Here is a 21,880-nt window from a genome sequence, read left to right on the forward strand (position 1 = left end):
CGGAAACTTAACCTGCCTCATATTTGGAGCAAATATGGACCGCGTCCTTCATTTTGTACTGGCACTAGCCGTTGTTGCGATTCTCGCATTGCTGGCAAGCAGCGACCGCAAAAAAATTCGTATCCGTTATATAATTCAACTGCTTGTTATCGAAGTGTTACTGGCGTGGTTCTTCCTGAACTCTGACGTTGGTCTGGGCTTCGTGAAAGGCTTCTCCGAAATGTTTGAAAAACTGCTCGGGTTTGCCAACGAAGGTACTAACTTTGTCTTTGGTAGCATGAATGATCAAGGCCTGGCGTTCTTCTTCCTGAAAGTGCTGTGCCCAATCGTCTTTATCTCTGCATTGATCGGTATTCTCCAGCACATTCGCGTGTTGCCGGTGATTATCCGCGCGATTGGCTTCCTGCTTTCCAAAGTCAACGGAATGGGCAAGCTGGAATCTTTTAACGCCGTCAGCTCCCTGATTCTGGGTCAGTCCGAGAACTTTATCGCCTATAAAGATATCCTCGGCAAAATCTCCCGTAATCGTATGTACACTATGGCAGCCACGGCGATGTCCACCGTGTCGATGTCCATCGTTGGCGCATACATGACGATGCTGGAACCGAAATACGTGGTTGCAGCGCTGGTACTGAACATGTTCAGCACCTTTATCGTACTGTCGCTGATCAACCCGTACCGTGTTGATGCCAGCGAAGAAAACATTCAGATGTCCAACCTGCACGAAGGTCAGAGCTTCTTCGAAATGCTGGGTGAGTACATTCTGGCGGGCTTCAAAGTAGCCATTATCGTTGCAGCAATGCTAATCGGCTTTATCGCCTTGATCGCAGCACTGAACGCCCTGTTTGCTACCGTGACTGGCTGGTTTGGCTACAGCATCTCCTTCCAGGGCATCCTGGGCTACATCTTCTATCCGATTGCATGGGTGATGGGTGTTCCTTCCAGTGAAGCACTGCAAGTAGGCAGCATCATGGCGACCAAACTGGTTTCCAACGAATTCGTTGCGATGATGGATCTGCAGAAAATTGCCTCTACGCTCTCTCCGCGTGCTGAAGGCATCATCTCTGTGTTCCTGGTATCCTTCGCTAACTTCTCTTCTATCGGGATTATCGCGGGCGCGGTTAAAGGTCTGAACGAAGAGCAAGGTAACGTGGTTTCTCGTTTCGGTCTGAAATTGGTTTATGGTTCTACGCTGGTGAGTGTGCTTTCTGCATCAATCGCAGCACTGGTGCTGTAAGGCAATCCATTAAAAAAGCCGGGGATTATTTATCCCCGGCTTTTTTATCCCTGCTAATCAACTAATGGCTGCGGGCGACCAATTAAATATCCTTGCAGATATTGCACCCCAAGTTTATGCAATAGCGCTTGCTGCTGTTGCGTCTCTACAAACTCTGCAACCACACTTAACGACTTCGCTTTCGCCAGATCGGTAATCGAGCGCACAATCATCGCATCCAGCGTGTTCGTGACGATATCTTTCACAAAGACGCCATCAATCTTGATGATATCGGCCTTCAAACGTTTTAACCGCTCGTAGTTGGCATAGCCAGTGCCAAAGTCATCAATCGCAATACGGAAGCCAAATTTATGCAGTTGTTCAATGTTATACATACTGCTTTCTGCGTTAGAAAACGCCTGCTCCTCGGTGATTTCGAGAATGACAGCCTCCGGGGAGATGTGATAACGCTTAAACAGGCGAATAATCCGTCCGGCGATATTTTTTTGTAGCAGAGTGAGCGGCATTAAATTTACCGAATATCGCGGCCCTTTTTTGTCACAAGGGTGAGTTGCCAGCCACTTCAACAGGGACTCCAGCACCTGCAAATCGAAACGCGCGCTTAGGTTAAACTGGGCGATAAGTGGCAGAAATTTATCCGGCGTCATAATGCCGCCGTCATATTTCAGACGAGCAAGGATCTCATCATAGCCTTGTCCCTCTTTGTTACGAATGGGCTGGGCGTAGAGAAGCAAATCACCATTATCTAATGCTTTACGAATGGTGTTCAGCAATAGCACCTGTTTGGTAGTCTGCCCGGACGCCATCTCCTCTCGATTATCCAACGCCAGAACGTGATGATGAACGCAGGATTGTTCCGCCAGCCAGCTTAACTGCCCCAGCATGGGCTGCAGGGTTTCCTGATTGCCATCAAAACGCCCCCAGGCCGCGCCGTAGCCCATATCCAGGCCGGTGTTGTTCCAGTGAATCTGCCGACTATTGAGGACATTAACCATATGCTGGAGCCGCCCTTCCGTTTCCGGCCCGGTCAGTACCAGCAGCAATTCACTGCCCGGTAGTTGATACAACTTTTCGTTTTCCTGCATCAACGGTAGCAGTGTACGGTAAATTGAGCGGATGCAATGAACGCGCATCACCAGACCGTAATGACGACTCATAAACTCAAGATTATCAATACGCAGGCAGCAAAAACTCTTTCCGGCCTCTTGCTCTTGCGATTGCTCCAACGCGCGAAAGTTGGGTAATAGCGTTAAAGGGTCGGTCAGCGCCTGCAAATGCCAGCGACGGTTAAGCCATTCACTACGATAATAAATGCGCACCATGTAGAGCAGGCAAACGCTAAAAGAAATCAGTACCGCCAGAATAAATGCCAGCGAATATTCTGTTTCCACCCCTTGTAAAAAGTTCTGGTTGTAATTCAGGAGGAAAAGAGTCGAGACAGCCCAGGTGAGATTTAAAAACGGATAGCGAAGCTTACCGACACCAAGAGTAAAGATGATAAAGAAAACGGGCACCAGATAACCGGCAATGAAGTCGTTTTCATAAGGCGTACACATCAGAAGTAGCAGCACGGTAAGAACAGCAAGCCAGCTTAAGGTAAATGCACGTTTCTCTTTGTTCAGTGACGGTGCGATATCTCTGCGCCACAATATCTGCGCAAAGTGGGGACTTACAATCATGCGAGTGAGATAGTAAAAGAACATGTTGTAAATCAACACCGCAGTGAAAAGGCTAAGCAAATCAACGACCGTGAAAATAGCATCTGCATCCCCGAAAAATGTCGATATTTTTAGCGGGAAATCAAAGAAGTTGCCTACAAGATACATGCTGCATTTGATGCCGATCGGCGTCACCAAACCAAGCCAGAAGAGACGTTGCCAGACGTTTCGGGTGGTCAAGCCATAACGCCAACGCGTTCCCAACTGCCAGCGTAATATTGCACAGGCACACAACACAGCGAAAGTCTGGCTGCCAAGCATGACAGCGGTTTGCAAAAATGAGAGATGAAAATTCCACAGATTAGTGCAAAACATCCCGCATAAAACGGGAACGACACCACGCCAGCCAAAGATGAACACTATTGACAGCATTACGCACAGAGGCATCCACGCCAGAAAGATATAACTGGAATGGATAACTGCAAGTGGCGAAATAAAACGAGATAGCTGAATAAGTACCACGGTGAGCGTAAACGCCAGTGTGAATATCTTGATATTTTTTATCAGGTTATGCTCCACAAACATGAGTACACTACTCTCACTGATCGGGTTTTTCAGGCACACAAATAATAAGTTTATTCGCATCGCGAAGCAAGCAGGGGCCGGCCTGCTGCTGTTTTTTTGTCCAGTGATGTTTTCACCAGGCGGCGCTAACCCGGGCGTGGACTGTATTACAAAAGCGGCAAAAAGCAGAGACAAAAAACCCCCGCTTCGCAGCGAGGGTTTGAAATTTGGTGGAGCTAAGCGGGATCGAACCGCTGACCTCTTGCATGCCATGCAAGCGCTCTCCCAGCTGAGCTATAGCCCCACGAGGCGTTTACGTACCAAATTTGCTGGGTGCAAAATTTGGTGGAGCTAAGCGGGATCGAACCGCTGACCTCTTGCATGCCATGCAAGCGCTCTCCCAGCTGAGCTATAGCCCCGTCACGTAAAGCTTGTCGAGTTGACGGGCGGCATCATATGAATTCCGCCCTTATGTGTCAACGGCAAATTGCAGCACCTGGTTTCAATCGCTGAAAAATCAGGCAAATGAACATTTTTGGATTACGTCTCGCATTCAGTAGTTATTCATATCACGGTTTCCTGTAAATTGATGCTATAAAATGAACACTTAATAGACCCACAACTATTCAGGGAATTGTTATGTTCAAGGAGAGGATGACGCCAGATGAACTTGCCAGACTGACCGGTTATAGCCGCCAGACCATTAATAAATGGGTACGCAAGGAAGGCTGGACGACATCACCAAAACCAGGCGTCCAGGGTGGCAAGGCCCGACTGGTACACATCAATGAACAGGTTCGTGAATATATTCGCAATGCAGAACGCCCACAGTGTCAGGGAGAAATACCCGCCCTGTCTGGCGATGCGCCGCTTGAAGTGCTGTTAGCGACGCTGGCGAAAGAGATGACGGCAACTGAACAAAAACAGTTTACATCCTTGCTTCTGCGGGAAGGGATTATCGGGTTATTACAACGCTTAGGGATTCGCAACAGCAAATAATATGAAAAGATTACGCAATAAAATGACCACCGAAGAACTGGCGGAATGCCTCGGCGTGGCTAAACAAACCGTTAACCGCTGGATTAGAGAAAAAGGCTGGAAAACGGAAAAATTTCCCGGCGTGAAGGGCGGCCGTGCCAGACTTATTCTGATCGATACGCAGGTTTGCGAGTTTATTCAAAACACACCGGCCTTCCATAACACGCCGGTTTTTCTCGAGGCCGAAGAACCTCTTGCTGAATACGCACCTGGTATGCGAACTCCGGCTTACCGGCAAATAATCAGCGCGATAGACAATATGACTCATAGTGAGCAAGAAAAAGTTGCGCAGTTTTTATCGCGTGAAGGGATTCGCAATTTCCTTGCCCGTCTCGACATTGACGAATCAGCATAAATAATAAGTAAAAAACGGCAGGATATTATCTCCTGCCGTTTATCTTTTAAGTATTAATTACTGCTGGTTTTCGCGTTCAGCAATAAATGCCAGCGCTTTATTGATGCGCTCAATGCTGCGTGCTTTGCCAATTGCGTGAACCGTAACATCCAGCGCCGGAGACTGGCCCGCACCGGTAACAGCTACGCGCAGCGGCATACCGACTTTTCCCATACCCACTTCCAGCTCATCCGCTGTTGCCTGAATAGCGTGGTGAACATTTTCAGCCGTCCAGTCAGTAATTGCAGACAGTTTGTCACGTACCACTTCCAGCGGCTGGCGAGCGACCGGGCGCAGATGTTTTTTCGCTGCATCAGCATCAAACTCGGCAAAATCTTCGTAGAAATAACGGCAACTTTGTGCCATCTCTTTCAGGGTTTTGCAGCGTTCACCCAGCAGTTTCACCAGTTCCGCCAGTTGCGGGCCGTTGCGGGTATCAATATTTTCCTGCTCGATATGCCACTGTAAATGAGTAGCGACATACTCCGGCGGCAACGCGTTAATGTAATGATGGTTTAGCCACAGCAGTTTGTCTGTGTTAAACGCACTGGCAGATTTGCTAACCGCGTTCAGGGTGAAGTATTTGATCATTTCTTCACGGGTGAAGATTTCCTGATCGCCGTGGGACCAGCCCAGACGTACCAGATAGTTCAGCAACGCTTCTGGCAGGTAACCATCGTCGCGATACTGCATTACGCTGACCGCACCGTGGCGTTTGGACAGTTTTTTACCGTCATCACCGTTGATCATAGAAACGTGCGCGTAAACAGGTACTGGCGCTTTCAGGGCTTTCAGAATGTTGATCTGACGCGGTGTATTGTTGATATGGTCTTCACCACGGATTACGTGGGTGATTTCCATATCCCAGTCATCAACAACCACACAGAAGTTATAGGTCGGAGAACCATCGGTACGGCGGATAATCAGATCATCCAGCTCCTGGTTACTGAACTCGATCGGACCACGGATCTGATCGTCAAAAACAACGGAACCTTCCTGCGGATTAGCAAAACGCACGACGCACGGTTCATCATCAGCATGATGTTCATGACTGTGGCGGCAGCGACCGTCATAACGCGGCTTCTCGCCTTTTGCCATCTGCTCTTCACGCAGTGCTTCCAGACGCTCTTTAGAGCAGTAGCATTTATAGGCCGTCCCCTCTTCCAGCATCTGATCGATAACCGCGTTATAGCGATCAAAACGTTTGGTCTGGAAGTACGGACCTTCATCCCACTCCAGACTCAGCCAGTTCATGCCATCCATAATGGCTTCGATAGCTTCCGGCGTGGAACGCTCAAGATCGGTGTCTTCAATACGCAGCACAAACTCACCACCGTGGTTACGTGCAAAAAGCCAGGAGTAAAGAGCAGTACGCGCGCCGCCAACGTGCAGATAGCCTGTTGGGCTTGGCGCGAAGCGAGTTTTGATTTTCATGAAATGGCCTTACGTTTAGAAAGATGCCGACAACCGGCAAATCCTGGAAAAATTGAGTGGGCGATATTCTATCACTCCAGCCTGATTCCTCAATGTAGTTCGGGTTGCTACATGATGCATTATTGTTTTCGTTGAGAAATTGCGCAACACGGTCTGTTTTGCGATCATCCTGCTTAAATTTACGACGAACGAACAATTTCTTTGGAAAAGGCGTTGACTCATTTTGAACTCTCCCTATAATGCGACTCCACACAGCGGGGGTGATTAGCTCAGCTGGGAGAGCACCTCCCTTACAAGGAGGGGGTCGGCGGTTCGATCCCGTCATCACCCACCAACTACTTTATGTAGTCTCCGCCGTGTAGCAAGAAATTGAGAAATGGGTGATTAGCTCAGCTGGGAGAGCACCTCCCTTACAAGGAGGGGGTCGGCGGTTCGATCCCGTCATCACCCACCACTTTCTCGCCAGCTAAATTTCTTGTAAAAATGTGAAGTACCGAAGTGGGTGATTAGCTCAGCTGGGAGAGCACCTCCCTTACAAGGAGGGGGTCGGCGGTTCGATCCCGTCATCACCCACCACTTCGGGTCGTTAGCTCAGTTGGTAGAGCAGTTGACTTTTAATCAATTGGTCGCAGGTTCGAATCCTGCACGACCCACCAATGTAAAAAAGCGCCCTAAAGGCGCTTTTTTGCTATCTGTGATTTGCGAAATTGCCTGATGCGCTTCACTTATCACACCTACTATTTCCGGCAATTCCTGTCCCCTCACCTACTGTGTCAATGCTGCCAACAGCTTAACCATCGCAGGCGTCACCTGCTGTGTTTCATAAACAATATATAAATCCGCAGGGATGCGCTCTTTGAGCGGACGGAAAATGACACCTGGCCAGTTCATTTGTGCGTAGCTGTCCGCTATCAATGTGATACCAATACCCATACTGACCATGGCGAGTACCGTTTGCGGTTCATTAACTTCGCGAATAACAACCGGTGAAAATCCCACCTGCTGGCAAACTCGCTGCAAAAAATCCCAGTCAGTGTACACAGGCGGCATTGTAACAAAATACTCGTCACGTAGCGCCTCCAGTGGGACGGTGGAAAATGATGAGAGATGATGCTCTTCAGGCATCGCCACCAGAAACGCCGATTCATGCAACCGTAAGCTGGTAAAACCTGCCGGTGGTTCTGTCGCCATTCGCCAGATCCCGGCATCGAGTTCACGTCGTTCCAGCAGGGCCATTTGCATCGCGGGCATCTTTTCGCGAAAAAGAACTTCAACGTTAGGATTTTCCCTGAGGAATCGCCGCATAACCGGGCGCATCCGTCCCCACATTGCCGTTCCCACTACGCCGAGTTCAATCCGCCCTGCTTCTCCCCGACCTATTTGTTCAACCCGAGCCAATACATTATTTGCATTCACCAGCAATCGACGCGATTCTTCCATCAAGATTTTGCCCGCGTGTGTCAGTACGACGCTGCGCGAATGGCGAATAAAAAGCTGCGTGCCGAGTTGATTTTCCAGCTCTTTAATATGAATACTGAGCGGAGGCTGAGACATATTTAAACGCGCTGCTGCGCGGCCAAAATGCAACTCTTCCGCTACGGCAAGAAAATAACGGAGCAACTTAAGATCTGTTCTGTATACGCGTTCCATAATTAAGTGCTCCATATAATAAATACATCGTATTAAATTATCATGGCATAAAGTATTTCACCACCAGATATCCGACATACATAAACACAATGGATAATATACCCGGTAATACATTTGGTACAGGAATAGGCAAGCGCACGATTGTAAATAAAGCACCAATACCAAAACCAACGCCGGAAGAAAATAAAATATCTTTCACTAATTAACCTTTATCATAAAAGCAGCTCTGAAGAGCAGAGCTGCGAATCCTTTTAATGAGTCACCGCTTGATGCTTTATCTTTTCAGGGTCATGATTATATTTAAACCCAAAGAAAAATATCACTGCGAGAAAAAGAGCATATCCTGCAAACACCAGCCAGATAGTTTGCCAGTCTTTTACGCCATCTACCGAGAAGTAATCTACTGCCATACCACTCAGAATCGAGCCAACCCATGCGCCGACACCATTTACCATGGTCATAAAGAGCCCCTGCGCGCTGGCACGGATGCTGGAATCAACTTCCTGTTCGACAAATACCGAACCAGAAATATTGAAGAAATCAAATGCACAGCCGTAAACAATCATCGACAGCAGCAGCAAAATAAAGCCGGTTGGTGACGGATCTCCATAGGCGAAGAAGCCAAAGCGCAGCGTCCAGGCCACCATACTCATCAGCATGACGGTTTTGATGCCAAAACGCTTCAAAAAGAACGGAATCGTCAAAATGAAACCGACTTCAGCCATCTGTGAAACTGACAGTAAAATGGAGGGATATTTCACCACGAAGCTATCAGCAAACTCCGGGTTACGGGCGAAATCATGCAGGAATGGATTACCAAAAACGTTGGTAATTTGCAGTACCGCACCCAGCATCATGGCAAAGAGGAAAAAGATGGCCATGCGTGGATTTTTAAACAGCACGAAAGCATCCAGACCCAGCTTGCTGGCAAGCGACGTGGTCGATTTTTTCTCCGCAACCGGAATCTTAGGCAAAGTCAGCGCATAAGCCGACAGCAGCAATGACGCACCAGACGCAACATACAACTGCAGGCTGCTCAATTCCAGATGCAGTAAGCTGACCGCCCACATCGCGACAATAAATCCTACCGTACCAAAAACGCGAATGGGCGGGAAAGCAGATACGGGGTCAAGCCCTGCCTGAGCAAGACAGGAATACGAGACGCTGTTCGATAATGCGATAGTCGGCATAAATGCCATCGCATTAATTAACATCACCCAAAACATCGTATCCGGATCACTCACCGACGCCGCATAAAAAAGTACACCAGCGCACACCAGATGACACAGCATATATGCACGTTCAGCGCGCAGCCATTTGTCCGCGATGATCCCCATAATACCGGGCATAATGATCGCGGCGATACCTTTGGAGCTATAGACCATACCGACGTTCGCGCCGGTGAAATGAAGGGTATTAATCATGTAAGATCCAAGGGTAACCAACCAGCTCCCCCAGATAAAATATTGCAAAAAGGACATTACCTTTAAGCGCATAGCGATGCTCATAATCGTTTCCTTGTCGCATCATATGGCCTCACCCGCGAGGCCGTTTCTTATTGTTTTTCTCAGGCAATTTTGCGCAGAAAGCCGCAAATAAGGTTGATGAAGTTCTGCTTAGAGAGCTCCGCAGCCGCCAGCGTTTGGGCATGTGACAATTTCACATCGCTTAAACCTTCCGCCATATTGGTAATCGCAGAGACCGCAACTACTTTAAGGTCGCAATGGCGAGCTGAAATAACCTCAGGCACCACAGACATACCAACAACATCCCCACCAATAATTTGCATCATGCGAATTTCCGCCGCAGTCTCGAAATTCGGCCCCGGATACGAGACGAACACGCCCTCCGTCAGAGGGAATCCCTCTTCTTTCGCCACTTTTTGTAACAGTGCGCGGTATTCCGCATCGTAGGCATTTGCCAGTGAGAAGAAACGCTCTCCAAAACGATCATCGTTAAGACCCACCATCGGCGTACCTGGCATGGTGTTGATATGATCTTTCAATGCGACCAGGCTGCCTGCCCCCACTTCCGGACGCAGTGAGCCTGCCGCATTGGTGCAGAACAGTAGCTCGCAGCCCAGCAGCTTAAAGGTACGAATTGCGTCAGTCATGATGGTCATTCCACGACCCTCGTAGAAATGTCCGCGACCTTTCATACATACCACCGGTACGCCCTGGAGATGGCCCAGCACTAACTCCCCCGCATGACCATGTACCGTACTTACCGGGAAACCTGGCAGCTTTTCGTAGGAAATTGCGACAGCGTTCTCAATCTGATCGGCCAGCGCGCCCAGCCCGGAACCTAAAATAAAGGCCACTCGTGGCGTGAAATTAGGTTTATAAGTCTTGATAATATCTACGCAAAACAGCGAGTTATGAGAAAATTGAACCTGAGACATATATATCCTTTTTCTGTAGGGTGGAATCTAACGCCTTTTTATAGCGAGGTTGTCCCGGTTCTTACCAATACACTTTTCTCACGCATTCAATAGCGATTCGATATCGATGGATTTATATCTTTTCTCTATTAATCAATGGTAAAAACTGTATTGGCGATATTAATTCCTTTGCATTAACAATATATCGTTTTTAACAAACCACTTTATTAAGCAATCTACTAATAACGATCAGCATAGGGATTTATGCTATGAAAAAACATCTTTTAACTCTGACTCTATCCTCTATATTAGCGATACCTGTTATATCTCATGCAGAATTTAAAGGCGGTTTTGCAGATATCGGCGTGCATTATCTGGACTGGACCAGTCGGACTACCGAAAAATCGTCAACAAAATCACACAAAGATGATTTTGGTTATCTTGAAATTGAAGGTGGCGCTAACTTTAATTGGGGAGAAATGTACGGGTTCTTCGACTGGGAAAACTTCTATAACGGTCGCCATAATAAACCAGGTAGCGAGCAGCGTTATACCTTTAAAAATACCAACCGTATTTACCTGGGTGACACCGGATTTAATCTTTACCTGCACGCGTATGGTACCTACGGATCTGCAAATCGCGTGAATTTCCACGACGATATGTTCCTGTACGGTGTCGGCTACAATTTCACCGGCAGCGGTTGGTGGTTCAAACCGTTCTTTGCTAAGCGTTATACAGATCAAACCTATTACACTGGCAACAACGGCTATGTAGCCGGCTGGGTTGCAGGTTACAACTTTATGCTGGGCAGTGAGAAATTCACTCTCACCAACTGGAACGAGTACGAGTTTGACCGTGACGCTACCTATGCGACGGGTAATGGCGGTAAAGAAGGGCTGAACGGCGCAGTTGCACTGTGGTGGAATGCAACATCACACATCACTACGGGGATTCAGTATCGATATGCGGATGACAAACTGGGCGAAGATTTTTACCAGGATGCGATAATCTACTCCATCAAATTTAACTTCTGATTAATTACTGCCGGGGCTCCCGGCAGTATGAATTCATTCTATATCTGATACAACGGATCCCCTTCCCGCTCAGCCATTAGCGCATGACCCTGGTCTCGTACCACATCCCATAACGCTTCAGCGGCAGTGGAAAGTGAACGGTTCTTCCTGCGCACCAACATCAACTGGCGTTCCACCACCGGCGTAATACGCTTTACCACCAGTGGGCTACCTTCAGGTAATGGCAGCGCCAGTGCGGGAAGAATACTGATGCCGATGCCTGCGGCTACCATCGGGAACAACGTCGCCGGATGACCAATCTCCTGCACAATATTCGCCTGAATACCGTTGCGCGCCAGCGCTGCATCAATCAGCGGTCGGCTGCCTGACGCGTAATCCTGCAACACCAGTTTCGCTCCCTGTAATGCCTGCCAGGGTACATAATCTTCCGCGGCCAGAGAGCTATCGCGATGGCAAAGCAAGAAGAAAGGCTCGGAAAGAATCGCTTCACATTGCAGATCGCCCACTGGGCCTGGATCGATGACGATGCCAAAATCGACATCTCCCTGGCGAATACTTTCCATCACCCACTGCTGCGGACGATCGTGCAGGACAAACTGAATATCTGGATAGCGGCGATGGCTTTCAGCAATGCATTGCGGAATAAGATGCGCGGAAATGGTCTGGCTGGCAGCGACCCGAACTTTCCCGCTCAGTTGTTGCCCCATACGCCCGGTATCGCGCAACGTGCTGTTTAGTTCATCCAGCAGTCGCTCAAGACGCAAAGCCAACTGCAGCCCAGCATCTGTAAGCACCACTTCACGCGTGGTTCTGTCCAGCAGGCGAACACCCGTATGGTTTTCCAGCTCCTTCACACTGTGACTCACTGCCGACTGGCTCAGGCCAATACGCTCTCCTGCGCGACTAAAACTTTTCTCCTGCGCTACTGTGACGAAAACCTTTAATTGTTTTAAAGAATAATTCATCTATTTTCTTCATAAATGGATGCAATAAATCAATTTTATTTCTCAAACTGGAAGAAGCACAATAGAACCATCGATCATCTGGAGTCTTTATGAAACTTTTTCGTATCCTCGATCCTTTCACCTTAACCCTGATCACAGTGGTATTACTGGCTTCCTTCTTCCCGGCCAGAGGCGATTTCGTCCCGTTCTTTGAAAATCTGACTACGGCAGCTATTGCCCTGCTGTTCTTTATGCACGGCGCAAAATTGTCGCGTGAAGCGATTATCGCTGGCGGTAGTCACTGGCGGCTACATTTGTGGGTAATGTGCAGCACCTTCGTGCTGTTCCCAATTCTGGGCGTACTGTTTGCCTGGTGGAAACCGGTAAATGTCGACCCGATGCTCTACTCCGGTTTTCTCTATCTGTGCATTCTTCCGGCTACCGTGCAGTCCGCAATTGCCTTTACCTCAATGGCGGGTGGTAATGTCGCGGCTGCAGTTTGCTCTGCGTCAGCATCCAGTCTGCTGGGGATTTTCCTTTCGCCGTTGCTGGTTGGTGTGGTGATGAATGTTCACGGTGCAGAGGGTAGCCTCGAGCAGGTCGGTAAGATTATGCTGCAACTGTTGCTGCCGTTTGTGTTGGGGCATCTTTCCCGCCCGTGGATTGGTAACTGGGTGGCGCGCAATAAAAAGTGGATTGCGAAAACCGATCAAACATCCATTCTGTTGGTGGTTTATACGGCATTTAGCGAAGCAGTCGTTAACGGTATCTGGCATAAAGTCGGCTGGGGATCGCTATTGTTTATTGTGGTGGTTAGTTGCGTGCTGTTGGCTATTGTGATTGTGATTAACGTCTTTATGGCGCGCCGACTGGGTTTCAATAAGGCGGATGAAATCACTATCGTCTTCTGTGGCTCGAAAAAGAGTCTGGCGAATGGTATCCCAATGGCAAACATTCTGTTCCCGACATCGGTGATCGGTATGATGGTGCTGCCATTGATGATTTTCCATCAGATCCAACTGATGGTTTGCGCGGTACTGGCGCGTCGTTACAAGCGCCAGACCGGGCAGTTACAGTCGCAGCAGGAAAGCCACGGAAAGGTTTAAAGCGGGCGTTTCAGGGGCTGGACCAGTTGCGTCAGCCCCTCCATTTTAATCAGCAGCGTGATTTGCATTAGCTCACCGAGTTTCCCTGCCGGAAATTCATCTTTGCGGGCAAACCACAGCAGATACTCCTCCGGCAGGTCAATTAAGCGACGCCCTTTGTACTTGCCAAACGGCATTATCGTATTGGCTATTTCAATCAACTGCTCTTTTTCCATCTCAGTTGCCCAGCAAACGCAGCATTTCAGCTTCGTCGATCACTTCAATGCCCAGTTCCTGCGCTTTCGCCAGTTTAGAACCTGCGGCTTCTCCGGCAATCACCAGGTCGGTTTTCTTCGACACGCTGCCCGCCACTTTCGCGCCCAGTTCGACCAGGCGAGCTTTAGCGTCATCACGCGACATCTGACTTAAGCTACCCGTGAGCACCACCGTTTTACCAGCAAACGGGCTGTCGATCTCTTCCGCGTTGATGACTACCGGCGCAGGCCAGTGAACGCCTTCCGCCAGCAGTTCACTGATGACATTACGGTTACTTTCTTCGGCAAAGAAGTTGTGCACATGAGATGCGACGACAATTCCAACATCGGGCACTTTTTGCAGCTCTTCAATCGAAGCCGCTTCCAGCGCTTCCAGCGTGCCGAAATATGCCGCCAGACCTGATGCCGTTGCCTCACCGACTTCGCGGATGCCAAGCGCATAAAGGAAGCGGGCAAAGGTGGTTTCTTTCGCTTTTTCCAGTGCGTTAACCACGTTTTGCGCCGATTTCGGCCCCATTCTCTCCAGCCCGGTGAGCTTACCCGCCGTTAACTTGAACAGATCCGCAGGCGTATGGACATATTCTTTTTCAACCAACTGGTCGATGATTTTGTCTCCCATACCGTCAACGTCCATCGCGCGACGGGAAACAAAGTGTTTCAGCGACTCTTTACGCTGGGCGGCGCAAATCAAACCACCAGTACAGCGAGCCACAGCCTCGCCTTCCACTCGTTCCACGTCAGAACCGCATACCGGGCAATGCGTCGGGAATACTACCTCACGAGTATCTTCCGGGCGTTCAGAAAGCACCACGTTAACCACTTGCGGGATCACGTCGCCAGCACGGCGAATCACCACTTTATCGCCAATACGTAAGCCAAGACGTTCGATTTCATCGGCATTGTGTAGGGTGGCGTTGCTCACCAGCACACCCGCGACATGGACAGGTTCGAGACGTGCAACAGGCGTAATCGCGCCAGTACGCCCAACCTGAAACTCGACGTCACGCACAAAAGTCATCTGCTCCTGTGCCGGAAATTTAAACGCCACTGCCCAACGAGGGGCGCGCGCAACAAAGCCAAGCTGTTCCTGCTGCGCCAGGGAGTTGACCTTAATTACCACGCCGTCGATATCAAAGCCCAGCGTCGGGCGGTCTTCTTCTACTTTATGGTAGAACGCCAGCACCTCTTCCGCCGATTCGCATAACGTGACGCGATCGCTGACTGGTAATCCCCACTTTTTAAATTGCAGTAAACGACCAAGATGAGTATCTGGCAGCTCACCGCCTTCCAGCACGCCAACGCCGTAGCAGAAGAAAGTGAGCGGCCGCTTGGCTGTGATACGCGGATCAAGCTGACGCAATGAACCTGCCGCCGCATTACGTGGGTTAGCAAACACTTTTCCGCCCGTGCGTCGCGCATCTTCGTTGATCTTTTCGAAGCCCGCCTGCGGCAGGAACACTTCACCACGCACTTCCAGACGCGCCGGGATATTCTCACCGTGTAGTTTCAGCGGAATGGCGCGAATAGTACGGACGTTAGATGTGATGTCTTCCCCGGTAGTGCCATCGCCACGGGTTGCTGCGCTCACCAGTACGCCATTCTCATACAGAATGCTGACGGCAAGGCCATCGAGCTTCAGCTCACAGCACCAGGTCACTTTTTCGTTACTTTTCAGACGATCCTGAACGCGTTTGTTGAAAGCAAGAAAACTCTCTTCATCAAAAACGTTATCCAGCGACAGCATCGGTACTTCATGACGGATCTGGCTGAAAGCCGCTAACGGTGCTGCACCTACACGTTGAGTGGGTGAATCAGGGGTAATCAGTTCTGGATGTTTGGCTTCCAGCTCGCGCAGTTCGCGCATCAGGCGATCGTATTCAGCGTCAGGAATTTCTGGCGCATCCATCACATGATAAAGATATTCATGATGACGAAGCACCGTTCGCAGTTCTGTCAGTTGTTGTTCGATTGATTCCATATCGCACCATCAATGCTAAAAACCCCCGACAAGCGGGGGTTCGAAGAGAAGTTGATTTAATTTAAGTGTATCAGGCGTTAGCGTCTTTCACTTCGCGGATGATGTCCTGATACTCGCGCAGTTTCTGCGGAGTCATCATACGGCGCTGATCATCAAGCACCACGCCGCCCACTTCATCAGCGATATGCTGCGCAGATTGCAGCATCAGCTTGAAGTTTTGCAGTTCATCACCATAAGACGGCACCTGCATAAAGATAGTGACACCCGGTGTAGTGAAATCCTTCATTTCAGGATCAAATGTTCCCGGTTTCACCATATTCGCCAGGCTGAATAACGCCGGGCCACTGCCGTCCGGGCTAAGATGACGATGGTAAATATTCATATCGCCAAAGATAAAGCCCGCCTGCTGAATGCTGTTAAGAAGCAGTTCACCATTCAGCTCGTTACCGTGATGCGCTGCGACGTTCATAATGATCACCGCTTCTTTGCGCTTCGGCTTATCCATGACAGGCACCGGTTCAGCCGCAGGCTCAGGCTGCGGTGCTGCTACGGGTTCCGCAGCCTGGAAAGCCTGCTGCGCCGGTTGGGGCGCTGGCTGTGTCGGCTGCGGAGCTGACTGTACCTGCGAAGCAACAGGCTGTTCAGGCTGCGGCGGGTAGGCCGGCTGCTGTACTGGCTGTGGTTGCTGAACAGGATGCGCTGAATGCGGAGCATGTTGCGGCGATACCTGCGCTTCAGGCGGCTGCTGAACCGGTTGACGCGGCTGCGCAGACGCATAAGGCGGTTGGTACTGGTGTTGCGGCGACGGACGAGCAGCCTCATGCTCCTGGGCGTTAGCCGGGGCATGATTTACGCGGTGAACACGAACCTCACCAACGCCCTCATCATCTTCGACATCCTCGTCATAAGAATCGTCGTCACGTTTTGACTTCATTCGTTTTAATGGCCGATCGCGGAACATAGAAGATCGTTCTTTACGGCTGGTCCAGAAACCATGTACCAGTAAAGCGATTATGGCGATCGCGCCAACAATGATTAATATCAGACGCAAATCCTGCATCATTATATTCTCTGTTGTTCTAACACCTTGCCACCACGGCAAACATTTACTCACTAAGAGTATTTGCCGATTACCTCAAGTGCAAGTGCACTCTTAACTTTCACAGCACAAAGATAGATGAAATCGTGCTTTTTGCTGTTTTTTCGAACATATCCTAACTGTCCATTGCGCAATTACCCGGTAAAATACGCAGAATTTTCCTGGGATTGGTCAAAAGGAGCATATCCTGATTATGATTTCAACATTCACATCTTCCCCACGCAGCGGTTTTTACTATTTTGCGCAAGGCTGGAAGCTCGTCTCGCAACCCGGGATTCGGCGTTTTGTTATTTTACCTCTGTTGGTCAATATTTTGTTGATGGGAAGTGCATTCTGGTGGCTCTTTACTCAACTGGATGCCTGGATCCCATCATTAATGAGCCACGTGCCTGACTGGCTGCAATGGTTGAGCTATTTGCTGTGGCCTGTCGCGGTTATCTCCGTTCTACTGGTTTTTGGCTATTTTTTCTCAACTATTGCGAACTGGATTGCCGCACCGTTTAACGGTTTATTGGCTGAACAGTTGGAAGCCAGGCTGACAGGCGCTACGCCGCCGGATACCGGCATCTTTGGCATCATGAAAGATGTGCCGCGAATTATGAAACGCGAATGGCAAAAATTTGCCTGGTATCTGCCACGCGCCATCGTATTGCTGATCCTCTACTTCATCCCGGGCATCGGGCAAACCGTCGCGCCAGTACTGTGGTTCCTGTTCAGTGCCTGGATGTTAGCCATTCAGTACTGCGACTATCCGTTCGACAACCACAAAGTGCCGTTCAAAGAGATGCGCACTGCCCTGCGCACGCGCAAAATCACCAATATGCAGTTTGGCGCATTAACCAGCCTGTTCACGATGATCCCGGTGCTCAACCTGTTCATCATGCCAGTGGCCGTCTGTGGCGCGACAGCAATGTGGGTCGATTGTTATCGCGCTAAACATGCATTGTGGAAGTAACAGTCCCCTGGTTATTTTGTAAACTTTTTGTATGGAAGAGGGGTGGCTTATGCCACCCTTATTCCATCTTGCAAGCCATTATTTCCCTTCTGCATATAGATATGCTAAATCCTTACTTCCGCATATTCTCTGAGCGGGTATGCTACCTGTTGTATCCCAATTTCATACAGTTAAGGACAGGCCATGAGTAAGATTTTTGAAGATAACTCGCTGACTATCGGTCACACACCGCTGGTTCGCCTGAATCGCATCGGTAACGGACGTATTCTGGCGAAGGTGGAATCTCGTAACCCCAGCTTCAGCGTTAAGTGCCGTATCGGTGCCAATATGATTTGGGATGCCGAAAAACGCGGCGTACTGAAACCCGGCGTTGAATTGGTTGAACCAACCAGCGGCAACACAGGTATTGCTCTGGCTTATGTGGCTGCCGCTCGCGGTTACAAACTCACCCTGACCATGCCAGAAACCATGAGTATTGAACGCCGCAAACTGCTGAAAGCTCTGGGCGCAAACCTGGTGTTGACCGAAGGCGCGAAAGGCATGAAAGGCGCAATTCAAAAAGCAGAAGAAATTGTCGCCAGCAACCCAGAAAAATATCTGCTGCTGCAACAATTCAGCAACCCGGCGAATCCAGAAATTCATGAAAAAACCACCGGTCCGGAGATCTGGGAAGATACCGATGGCCAGGTTGATGTATTTATTGCTGGTGTTGGTACTGGCGGTACGCTGACCGGCGTCAGCCGCTACATTAAAGGCACCAAAGGCAAGACTGATCTCATCTCTGTCGCCGTTGAGCCAACCGACTCTCCCGTTATCGCCCAAGCGCTGGCAGGTGAAGAAATCAAACCCGGCCCGCATAAAATCCAGGGCATAGGTGCTGGCTTTATCCCGGCTAACCTTGATCTTAAACTGGTCGATAAAGTTATTGGCATCACCAATGAAGAAGCTATCTCTACCGCACGTCGTCTGATGGAAGAAGAAGGCATTCTTGCTGGGATCTCTTCTGGCGCGGCGGTTGCCGCTGCATTGAAGCTGCAAGAAGATGAAAGCTTTACCAATAAGAATATTGTGGTTATTCTGCCATCATCGGGTGAACGTTATTTAAGCACTGCATTATTTGCCGATCTCTTTACCGAGAAAGAATTGCAACAGTAATGCCAGGTTGTTAGAAATGCGTAAAAAAGCACCTTTTTAGGTGCTTTTTTGTGGCCTACTTCAAATTTTCGCCCCTCCTGGCATTGATTCAGCCTGTCGGAACTGGTATTTAACCTGACTAATTATTTTGATGCGCGAAATTAATCGTTACAGGAAAAGCCTTAGCTGAATCGATTTTATGATTTGGTTCAATTCTTCCTTTAGCGGCATAATGTTTAATGATGAACGAAACGTCAGCGGCCAACATCCGCCAGCAATGGACTGCATAGAACACTTCGTGCGTCGCGTCTGTTAAAACTGGCGCTAACAATACAGGCTAAAGTCAAACCGCCAGGCTAGACTTTAGTTCCACAACACTAAACCTATAAGTTGGGGAAATACAATGTTCCAGCAAGAAGTTACCATTACCGCTCCGAACGGTCTGCACACCCGCCCTGCTGCCCAGTTTGTAAAAGAAGCTAAGGGCTTCACTTCTGAAATTACTGTGACTTCCAACGGCAAAAGCGCCAGCGCAAAAAGCCTGTTTAAACTGCAGACTCTGGGCCTGACTCAAGGGACCGTTGTGACTATCTCCGCTGAAGGCGAAGACGAACAGAAAGCGGTTGAACATCTGGTTAAACTGATGGCGGAACTCGAGTAATTTCCCGGGTTCTTTTAAAAATCAGTCACAAGTAAGGTAGGGTTATGATTTCAGGCATTTTAGCATCCCCGGGTATCGCTTTCGGTAAAGCTCTGCTTCTGAAAGAAGACGAAATCGTCATTGACCGGAAAAAAATTTCTGCCGACCAGGTTGATCAGGAAGTTGAACGTTTTCTGAGCGGTCGTGCCAAGGCATCAGCCCAGCTTGAAACGATCAAAACGAAAGCTGGTGAAACGTTCGGTGAAGAAAAAGAAGCCATCTTTGAAGGGCATATCATGCTACTCGAAGATGAGGAGCTGGAGCAGGAAATCATAGCCCTGATTAAAGATAAGCACATGACGGCTGACGCTGCTGCTCATGAAGTTATTGAAGGTCAGGCTTCTGCCCTGGAAGAACTGGATGATGAATACCTGAAAGAACGTGCGGCTGACGTGCGTGATATCGGTAAGCGCCTGCTGCGCAACATCCTGGGTCTGAAGATTATCGACCTGAGCGCGATTCAGGATGAAGTCATTCTGGTTGCCGCTGACCTGACGCCGTCCGAAACCGCACAGTTGAACCTGAAGAAGGTACTGGGTTTCATCACCGACGCGGGTGGCCGTACTTCCCACACCTCAATCATGGCACGCTCTCTGGAACTGCCAGCCATTGTGGGTACTGGTAGCGTCACCTCTCAGGTGAAAAATGACGACTATCTGATTCTGGATGCCGTAAATAATCAGGTTTACGTCAATCCAACCAACGAAGTTATCGATAAATTGCGCGCTGTTCAGGAGCAAGTAGCTTCTGAAAAAGCAGAGCTTGCTAAGCTGAAAGATCTGCCAGCCATTACGCTGGACGGTCACCAGGTAGAAGTGTGCGCTAACATCGGTACTGTTCGTGACGTTGAAGGTGCAGAACGTAATGGCGCTGAAGGCGTTGGTCTGTATCGCACCGAATTCCTGTTCATGGACCGCGACGCGCTGCCGACTGAAGAAGAACAGTTCGCGGCCTACAAAGCTGTGGCTGAAGCGTGTGGCTCGCAGGCGGTTATTGTTCGTACCATGGACATTGGCGGCGACAAAGAGCTGCCGTATATGAACTTCCCGAAAGAAGAGAACCCGTTCCTCGGCTGGCGTGCTATCCGTATCGCGATGGATCGTAAAGAGATTCTGCGCGATCAGCTCCGCGCTATCCTACGTGCCTCTGCTTTCGGCAAATTGCGCATCATGTTCCCGATGATCATCTCTGTTGAAGAAGTACGCGCACTGCGCAAAGAGATTGAAATCTACAAACAGGAACTGCGCGACGAAGGTAAAGCGTTTGACGAATCAATTGAAATTGGCGTGATGGTGGAAACACCGGCTGCCGCAACAATTGCGCGTCATTTAGCCAAAGAAGTTGATTTCTTTAGTATCGGCACCAATGATTTAACGCAGTACACTCTGGCAGTTGACCGTGGTAATGATATGATTTCACACCTTTACCAGCCAATGTCACCGTCCGTGCTGAACTTGATCAAGCAAGTTATTGATGCTTCTCATGCTGAAGGCAAATGGACTGGCATGTGTGGTGAGCTTGCTGGCGATGAACGTGCTACACTTCTGTTGCTGGGGATGGGGCTGGACGAATTCTCTATGAGCGCCATTTCTATCCCGCGCATTAAGAAGATTATCCGTAACACGAACTTCGAAGATGCGAAGGTGTTAGCAGAGCAGGCTCTTGCTCAACCGACAACGGACGAGTTAATGACGCTGGTTAACAAGTTCATTGAAGAAAAAACAATCTGCTAATCCACGAGATGCGGCCCAATTTACTGCTTAGGAGAAGATCATGGGTTTGTTCGATAAACTGAAATCTCTGGTTTCTGATGACAAAAAAGATACCGGAACTATTGAGATCATTGCTCCGCTCTCTGGCGAGATCGTCAATATCGAAGACGTGCCGGATGTCGTTTTTGCGGAAAAAATCGTTGGTGATGGTATTGCTATCAAACCAACTGGCAACAAAATGGTAGCTCCGGTTGACGGCACCATTGGTAAAATCTTTGAAACCAACCACGCGTTCTCTATCGAATCTGATAGCGGCGTTGAGTTGTTCGTCCACTTCGGTATCGACACCGTTGAACTGAAAGGCGAAGGCTTCAAGCGTATTGCTGAAGAAGGTCAGCGCGTAAAAGTTGGCGATACTGTTATTGAATTCGATCTGCCGCTGCTGGAAGAGAAAGCCAAGTCAACCCTGACTCCGGTTGTTATCTCCAACATGGACGAAATCAAAGAACTGATCAAACTGTCCGGTAGCGTGACTGTGGGTGAAACCCCGGTTATCCGCATCAAGAAGTAATTCTTGCCACAGTGAAAAATGGCGCCCGTGGGCGCCAT

20 protein-coding genes and 6 tRNA genes are annotated in these 21,880 nt (G+C 49.3%); 14 read left to right on the forward strand and 12 right to left on the reverse strand.

What is annotated here, in order from left to right; translation table 11 throughout:
• Nucleotides 1-34: 34 nt before the first annotated feature.
• Nucleotides 35-1,237, forward strand: coding sequence for a nucleoside permease NupC (nupC, locus tag C0K55_RS01555; protein WP_001516818.1), 1,203 nt, complete (start codon nucleotides 35-37; stop codon nucleotides 1,235-1,237).
• Nucleotides 1,238-1,290: 53 nt separating this feature from the next.
• Here the strand turns inward: nupC and C0K55_RS01560 are convergent, their stop codons facing one another.
• The 3 genes from C0K55_RS01560 to C0K55_RS01570 all read right to left on the reverse strand — a co-directional run bounded on the left by C0K55_RS01560 (nucleotide 1,291) and on the right by C0K55_RS01570 (nucleotide 3,878).
• On the reverse strand, nucleotides 1,291-3,480 hold the full coding sequence (locus tag C0K55_RS01560; protein ID WP_001516819.1) for a bifunctional diguanylate cyclase/phosphodiesterase: 2,190 nt from the start codon (nucleotides 3,478-3,480) through the stop codon (nucleotides 1,291-1,293).
• A gap of 207 nt (nucleotides 3,481-3,687) precedes the next feature.
• Nucleotides 3,688-3,763: transfer RNA gene (locus C0K55_RS01565), tRNA-Ala, on the reverse strand.
• Nucleotides 3,764-3,802: 39 nt separating this feature from the next.
• Nucleotides 3,803-3,878 (reverse strand) — tRNA-Ala (locus C0K55_RS01570).
• 220 nt (nucleotides 3,879-4,098) lie between these two features.
• On the opposite strand from C0K55_RS01570, the gene C0K55_RS01575 reads away from it, so the two are divergent.
• On the forward strand, nucleotides 4,099-4,458 hold the full coding sequence (locus C0K55_RS01575; RefSeq protein ID WP_000472019.1) for a YfeC-like transcriptional regulator: 360 nt from the start codon (nucleotides 4,099-4,101) through the stop codon (nucleotides 4,456-4,458).
• A gap of 1 nt (nucleotide 4,459) precedes the next feature.
• Nucleotides 4,460-4,852: a MerR family transcriptional regulator gene (locus C0K55_RS01580; protein WP_000826489.1), complete on the forward strand. Its 393-nt coding sequence runs from the start codon at nucleotides 4,460-4,462 to the stop codon at nucleotides 4,850-4,852.
• Between the two features lie 57 nt (nucleotides 4,853-4,909).
• Here C0K55_RS01580 and gltX read toward each other — a convergent pair whose 3' ends face one another.
• Nucleotides 4,910-6,325, reverse strand: coding sequence for a glutamate--tRNA ligase (gene gltX / locus C0K55_RS01585; RefSeq protein WP_001516821.1), 1,416 nt, complete (start codon nucleotides 6,323-6,325; stop codon nucleotides 4,910-4,912).
• Nucleotides 6,326-6,583: 258 nt separating this feature from the next.
• Between gltX and C0K55_RS01590 the strand changes: the two genes are divergently transcribed.
• The 4 genes from C0K55_RS01590 (at nucleotide 6,584) to C0K55_RS01605 (ending at nucleotide 6,981) form a co-directional block, all read left to right on the forward strand.
• Nucleotides 6,584-6,659 (forward strand) — tRNA-Val (locus C0K55_RS01590).
• Between the two features lie 44 nt (nucleotides 6,660-6,703).
• Nucleotides 6,704-6,779: transfer RNA gene (locus C0K55_RS01595), tRNA-Val, on the forward strand.
• A gap of 46 nt (nucleotides 6,780-6,825) precedes the next feature.
• Nucleotides 6,826-6,901: transfer RNA gene (locus tag C0K55_RS01600), tRNA-Val, on the forward strand.
• 4 nt (nucleotides 6,902-6,905) lie between these two features.
• Nucleotides 6,906-6,981, forward strand: a tRNA-Lys gene (locus C0K55_RS01605).
• A 109-nt stretch (nucleotides 6,982-7,090) separates the two neighbouring features.
• Here the strand turns inward: C0K55_RS01605 and xapR are convergent.
• The 4 genes from xapR to xapA are packed head-to-tail and all read right to left on the reverse strand — an operon-like array spanning nucleotide 7,091 to nucleotide 10,376.
• The gene (gene xapR, locus C0K55_RS01610; protein WP_001516822.1) at nucleotides 7,091-7,975 is read right to left on the reverse strand and encodes a DNA-binding transcriptional regulator XapR; all 885 of its coding nucleotides are present in this window, start codon (nucleotides 7,973-7,975) and stop codon (nucleotides 7,091-7,093) included.
• Between the two features lie 40 nt (nucleotides 7,976-8,015).
• Nucleotides 8,016-8,174, reverse strand: a complete 159-nt coding sequence (locus C0K55_RS01615; RefSeq protein WP_000651752.1) for a DUF1427 family protein — start codon at nucleotides 8,172-8,174, stop codon at nucleotides 8,016-8,018.
• Nucleotides 8,175-8,226: 52 nt separating this feature from the next.
• Nucleotides 8,227-9,483 carry a xanthosine/proton symporter XapB gene (gene xapB, locus C0K55_RS01620; RefSeq protein WP_000020394.1) on the reverse strand — a complete coding sequence of 419 codons (1,257 nt, stop codon included), beginning with the start codon at nucleotides 9,481-9,483 and terminating at the stop codon, nucleotides 8,227-8,229.
• A gap of 59 nt (nucleotides 9,484-9,542) precedes the next feature.
• Nucleotides 9,543-10,376 carry a xanthosine phosphorylase gene (gene xapA / locus C0K55_RS01625; protein WP_000084579.1) on the reverse strand — a complete coding sequence of 278 codons (834 nt, stop codon included), beginning with the start codon at nucleotides 10,374-10,376 and terminating at the stop codon, nucleotides 9,543-9,545.
• Between the two features lie 248 nt (nucleotides 10,377-10,624).
• Here xapA and C0K55_RS01630 point away from each other — a divergent pair, with 248 nt between their 5' ends.
• Nucleotides 10,625-11,389, forward strand: a complete 765-nt coding sequence (locus C0K55_RS01630; protein WP_000716416.1) for a nucleoside-specific channel-forming Tsx family protein — start codon at nucleotides 10,625-10,627, stop codon at nucleotides 11,387-11,389.
• A 38-nt stretch (nucleotides 11,390-11,427) separates the two neighbouring features.
• Here the strand turns inward: C0K55_RS01630 and C0K55_RS01635 are convergent, their stop codons facing one another.
• On the reverse strand, nucleotides 11,428-12,354 hold the full coding sequence (locus C0K55_RS01635; RefSeq protein ID WP_016249038.1) for a LysR family transcriptional regulator: 927 nt from the start codon (nucleotides 12,352-12,354) through the stop codon (nucleotides 11,428-11,430).
• Nucleotides 12,355-12,443: 89 nt separating this feature from the next.
• Between C0K55_RS01635 and C0K55_RS01640 the strand changes: the two genes are divergently transcribed.
• On the forward strand, nucleotides 12,444-13,439 hold the full coding sequence (locus C0K55_RS01640) for a bile acid:sodium symporter family protein (RefSeq protein ID WP_000765619.1): 996 nt from the start codon (nucleotides 12,444-12,446) through the stop codon (nucleotides 13,437-13,439).
• Here the strand turns inward: C0K55_RS01640 and C0K55_RS01645 are convergent.
• From C0K55_RS01645 to zipA, 3 genes are all read right to left on the reverse strand, one after another.
• Nucleotides 13,436-13,654 carry a DUF3820 family protein gene (locus C0K55_RS01645; protein WP_105266016.1) on the reverse strand — a complete coding sequence of 73 codons (219 nt, stop codon included), beginning with the start codon at nucleotides 13,652-13,654 and terminating at the stop codon, nucleotides 13,436-13,438. The two genes, C0K55_RS01640 and C0K55_RS01645, sit on opposite strands and share 4 nt — an antisense overlap.
• A gap of 1 nt (nucleotide 13,655) precedes the next feature.
• Complete coding sequence (ligA, locus tag C0K55_RS01650) at nucleotides 13,656-15,671, reverse strand: NAD-dependent DNA ligase LigA (protein ID WP_000443718.1); 2,016 nt, start codon at nucleotides 15,669-15,671, stop codon at nucleotides 13,656-13,658.
• A 70-nt stretch (nucleotides 15,672-15,741) separates the two neighbouring features.
• Nucleotides 15,742-16,734, reverse strand: a complete 993-nt coding sequence (zipA, locus tag C0K55_RS01655; protein WP_105266015.1) for a cell division protein ZipA — start codon at nucleotides 16,732-16,734, stop codon at nucleotides 15,742-15,744.
• Nucleotides 16,735-16,963: 229 nt separating this feature from the next.
• On the opposite strand from zipA, the gene cysZ reads away from it, so the two are divergent.
• The 5 genes from cysZ to crr all read left to right on the forward strand — a co-directional run bounded on the left by cysZ (nucleotide 16,964) and on the right by crr (nucleotide 21,842).
• The gene (gene cysZ / locus C0K55_RS01660) at nucleotides 16,964-17,725 is read left to right on the forward strand and encodes a sulfate transporter CysZ (RefSeq protein WP_000626012.1); all 762 of its coding nucleotides are present in this window, start codon (nucleotides 16,964-16,966) and stop codon (nucleotides 17,723-17,725) included.
• Nucleotides 17,726-17,908: 183 nt separating this feature from the next.
• Entirely contained in the window at nucleotides 17,909-18,880 is a 972-nt protein-coding gene (cysK, locus tag C0K55_RS01670; protein ID WP_000034402.1) for a cysteine synthase A, read from the forward strand.
• A 382-nt stretch (nucleotides 18,881-19,262) separates the two neighbouring features.
• The gene (ptsH, locus tag C0K55_RS01675) at nucleotides 19,263-19,520 is read left to right on the forward strand and encodes a phosphocarrier protein Hpr (protein ID WP_000487600.1); all 258 of its coding nucleotides are present in this window, start codon (nucleotides 19,263-19,265) and stop codon (nucleotides 19,518-19,520) included.
• Nucleotides 19,521-19,564: 44 nt separating this feature from the next.
• On the forward strand, nucleotides 19,565-21,292 hold the full coding sequence (gene ptsI, locus C0K55_RS01680) for a phosphoenolpyruvate-protein phosphotransferase PtsI (protein WP_000623129.1): 1,728 nt from the start codon (nucleotides 19,565-19,567) through the stop codon (nucleotides 21,290-21,292).
• 40 nt (nucleotides 21,293-21,332) lie between these two features.
• A complete protein-coding gene (gene crr, locus C0K55_RS01685; protein WP_000522247.1) occupies nucleotides 21,333-21,842 on the forward strand; it encodes a PTS glucose transporter subunit IIA in 510 nt (169 codons plus the stop codon).
• Nucleotides 21,843-21,880 lie beyond the last annotated feature (38 nt).

This window comes from Escherichia sp. MOD1-EC6098 (assembly GCF_002965865.1).
GTDB lineage: Bacteria > Pseudomonadota > Gammaproteobacteria > Enterobacterales > Enterobacteriaceae > Escherichia > Escherichia marmotae.

Bases quoted from the DNA above. Each gene is read 5' to 3' on its own strand.
- nupC (WP_001516818.1), top strand. From the start codon at position 35: ATGGACCGCGTCCTTCATTTTGTACTGGCACTAGCCGTTGTTGCGATT.
- C0K55_RS01560 (WP_001516819.1), bottom strand. From the start codon at position 3,480: ATGTTTGTGGAGCATAACCTGATAAAAAATATCAAGATATTCACACTG.
- C0K55_RS01575 (WP_000472019.1), top strand. From the start codon at position 4,099: ATGTTCAAGGAGAGGATGACGCCAGATGAACTTGCCAGACTGACCGGT.
- C0K55_RS01580 (WP_000826489.1), top strand. From the start codon at position 4,460: ATGAAAAGATTACGCAATAAAATGACCACCGAAGAACTGGCGGAATGC.
- gltX (WP_001516821.1), bottom strand. From the start codon at position 6,325: ATGAAAATCAAAACTCGCTTCGCGCCAAGCCCAACAGGCTATCTGCAC.
- xapR (WP_001516822.1), bottom strand. From the start codon at position 7,975: ATGGAACGCGTATACAGAACAGATCTTAAGTTGCTCCGTTATTTTCTT.
- xapB (WP_000020394.1), bottom strand. From the start codon at position 9,483: ATGAGCATCGCTATGCGCTTAAAGGTAATGTCCTTTTTGCAATATTTT.
- xapA (WP_000084579.1), bottom strand. From the start codon at position 10,376: ATGTCTCAGGTTCAATTTTCTCATAACTCGCTGTTTTGCGTAGATATT.
- C0K55_RS01630 (WP_000716416.1), top strand. From the start codon at position 10,625: ATGAAAAAACATCTTTTAACTCTGACTCTATCCTCTATATTAGCGATA.
- C0K55_RS01635 (WP_016249038.1), bottom strand. From the start codon at position 12,354: ATGAATTATTCTTTAAAACAATTAAAGGTTTTCGTCACAGTAGCGCAG.
- C0K55_RS01640 (WP_000765619.1), top strand. From the start codon at position 12,444: ATGAAACTTTTTCGTATCCTCGATCCTTTCACCTTAACCCTGATCACA.
- C0K55_RS01645 (WP_105266016.1), bottom strand. From the start codon at position 13,654: ATGGAAAAAGAGCAGTTGATTGAAATAGCCAATACGATAATGCCGTTT.
- ligA (WP_000443718.1), bottom strand. From the start codon at position 15,671: ATGGAATCAATCGAACAACAACTGACAGAACTGCGAACGGTGCTTCGT.
- zipA (WP_105266015.1), bottom strand. From the start codon at position 16,734: ATGATGCAGGATTTGCGTCTGATATTAATCATTGTTGGCGCGATCGCC.
- cysZ (WP_000626012.1), top strand. From the start codon at position 16,964: ATGATTTCAACATTCACATCTTCCCCACGCAGCGGTTTTTACTATTTT.
- cysK (WP_000034402.1), top strand. From the start codon at position 17,909: ATGAGTAAGATTTTTGAAGATAACTCGCTGACTATCGGTCACACACCG.
- ptsH (WP_000487600.1), top strand. From the start codon at position 19,263: ATGTTCCAGCAAGAAGTTACCATTACCGCTCCGAACGGTCTGCACACC.
- ptsI (WP_000623129.1), top strand. From the start codon at position 19,565: ATGATTTCAGGCATTTTAGCATCCCCGGGTATCGCTTTCGGTAAAGCT.
- crr (WP_000522247.1), top strand. From the start codon at position 21,333: ATGGGTTTGTTCGATAAACTGAAATCTCTGGTTTCTGATGACAAAAAA.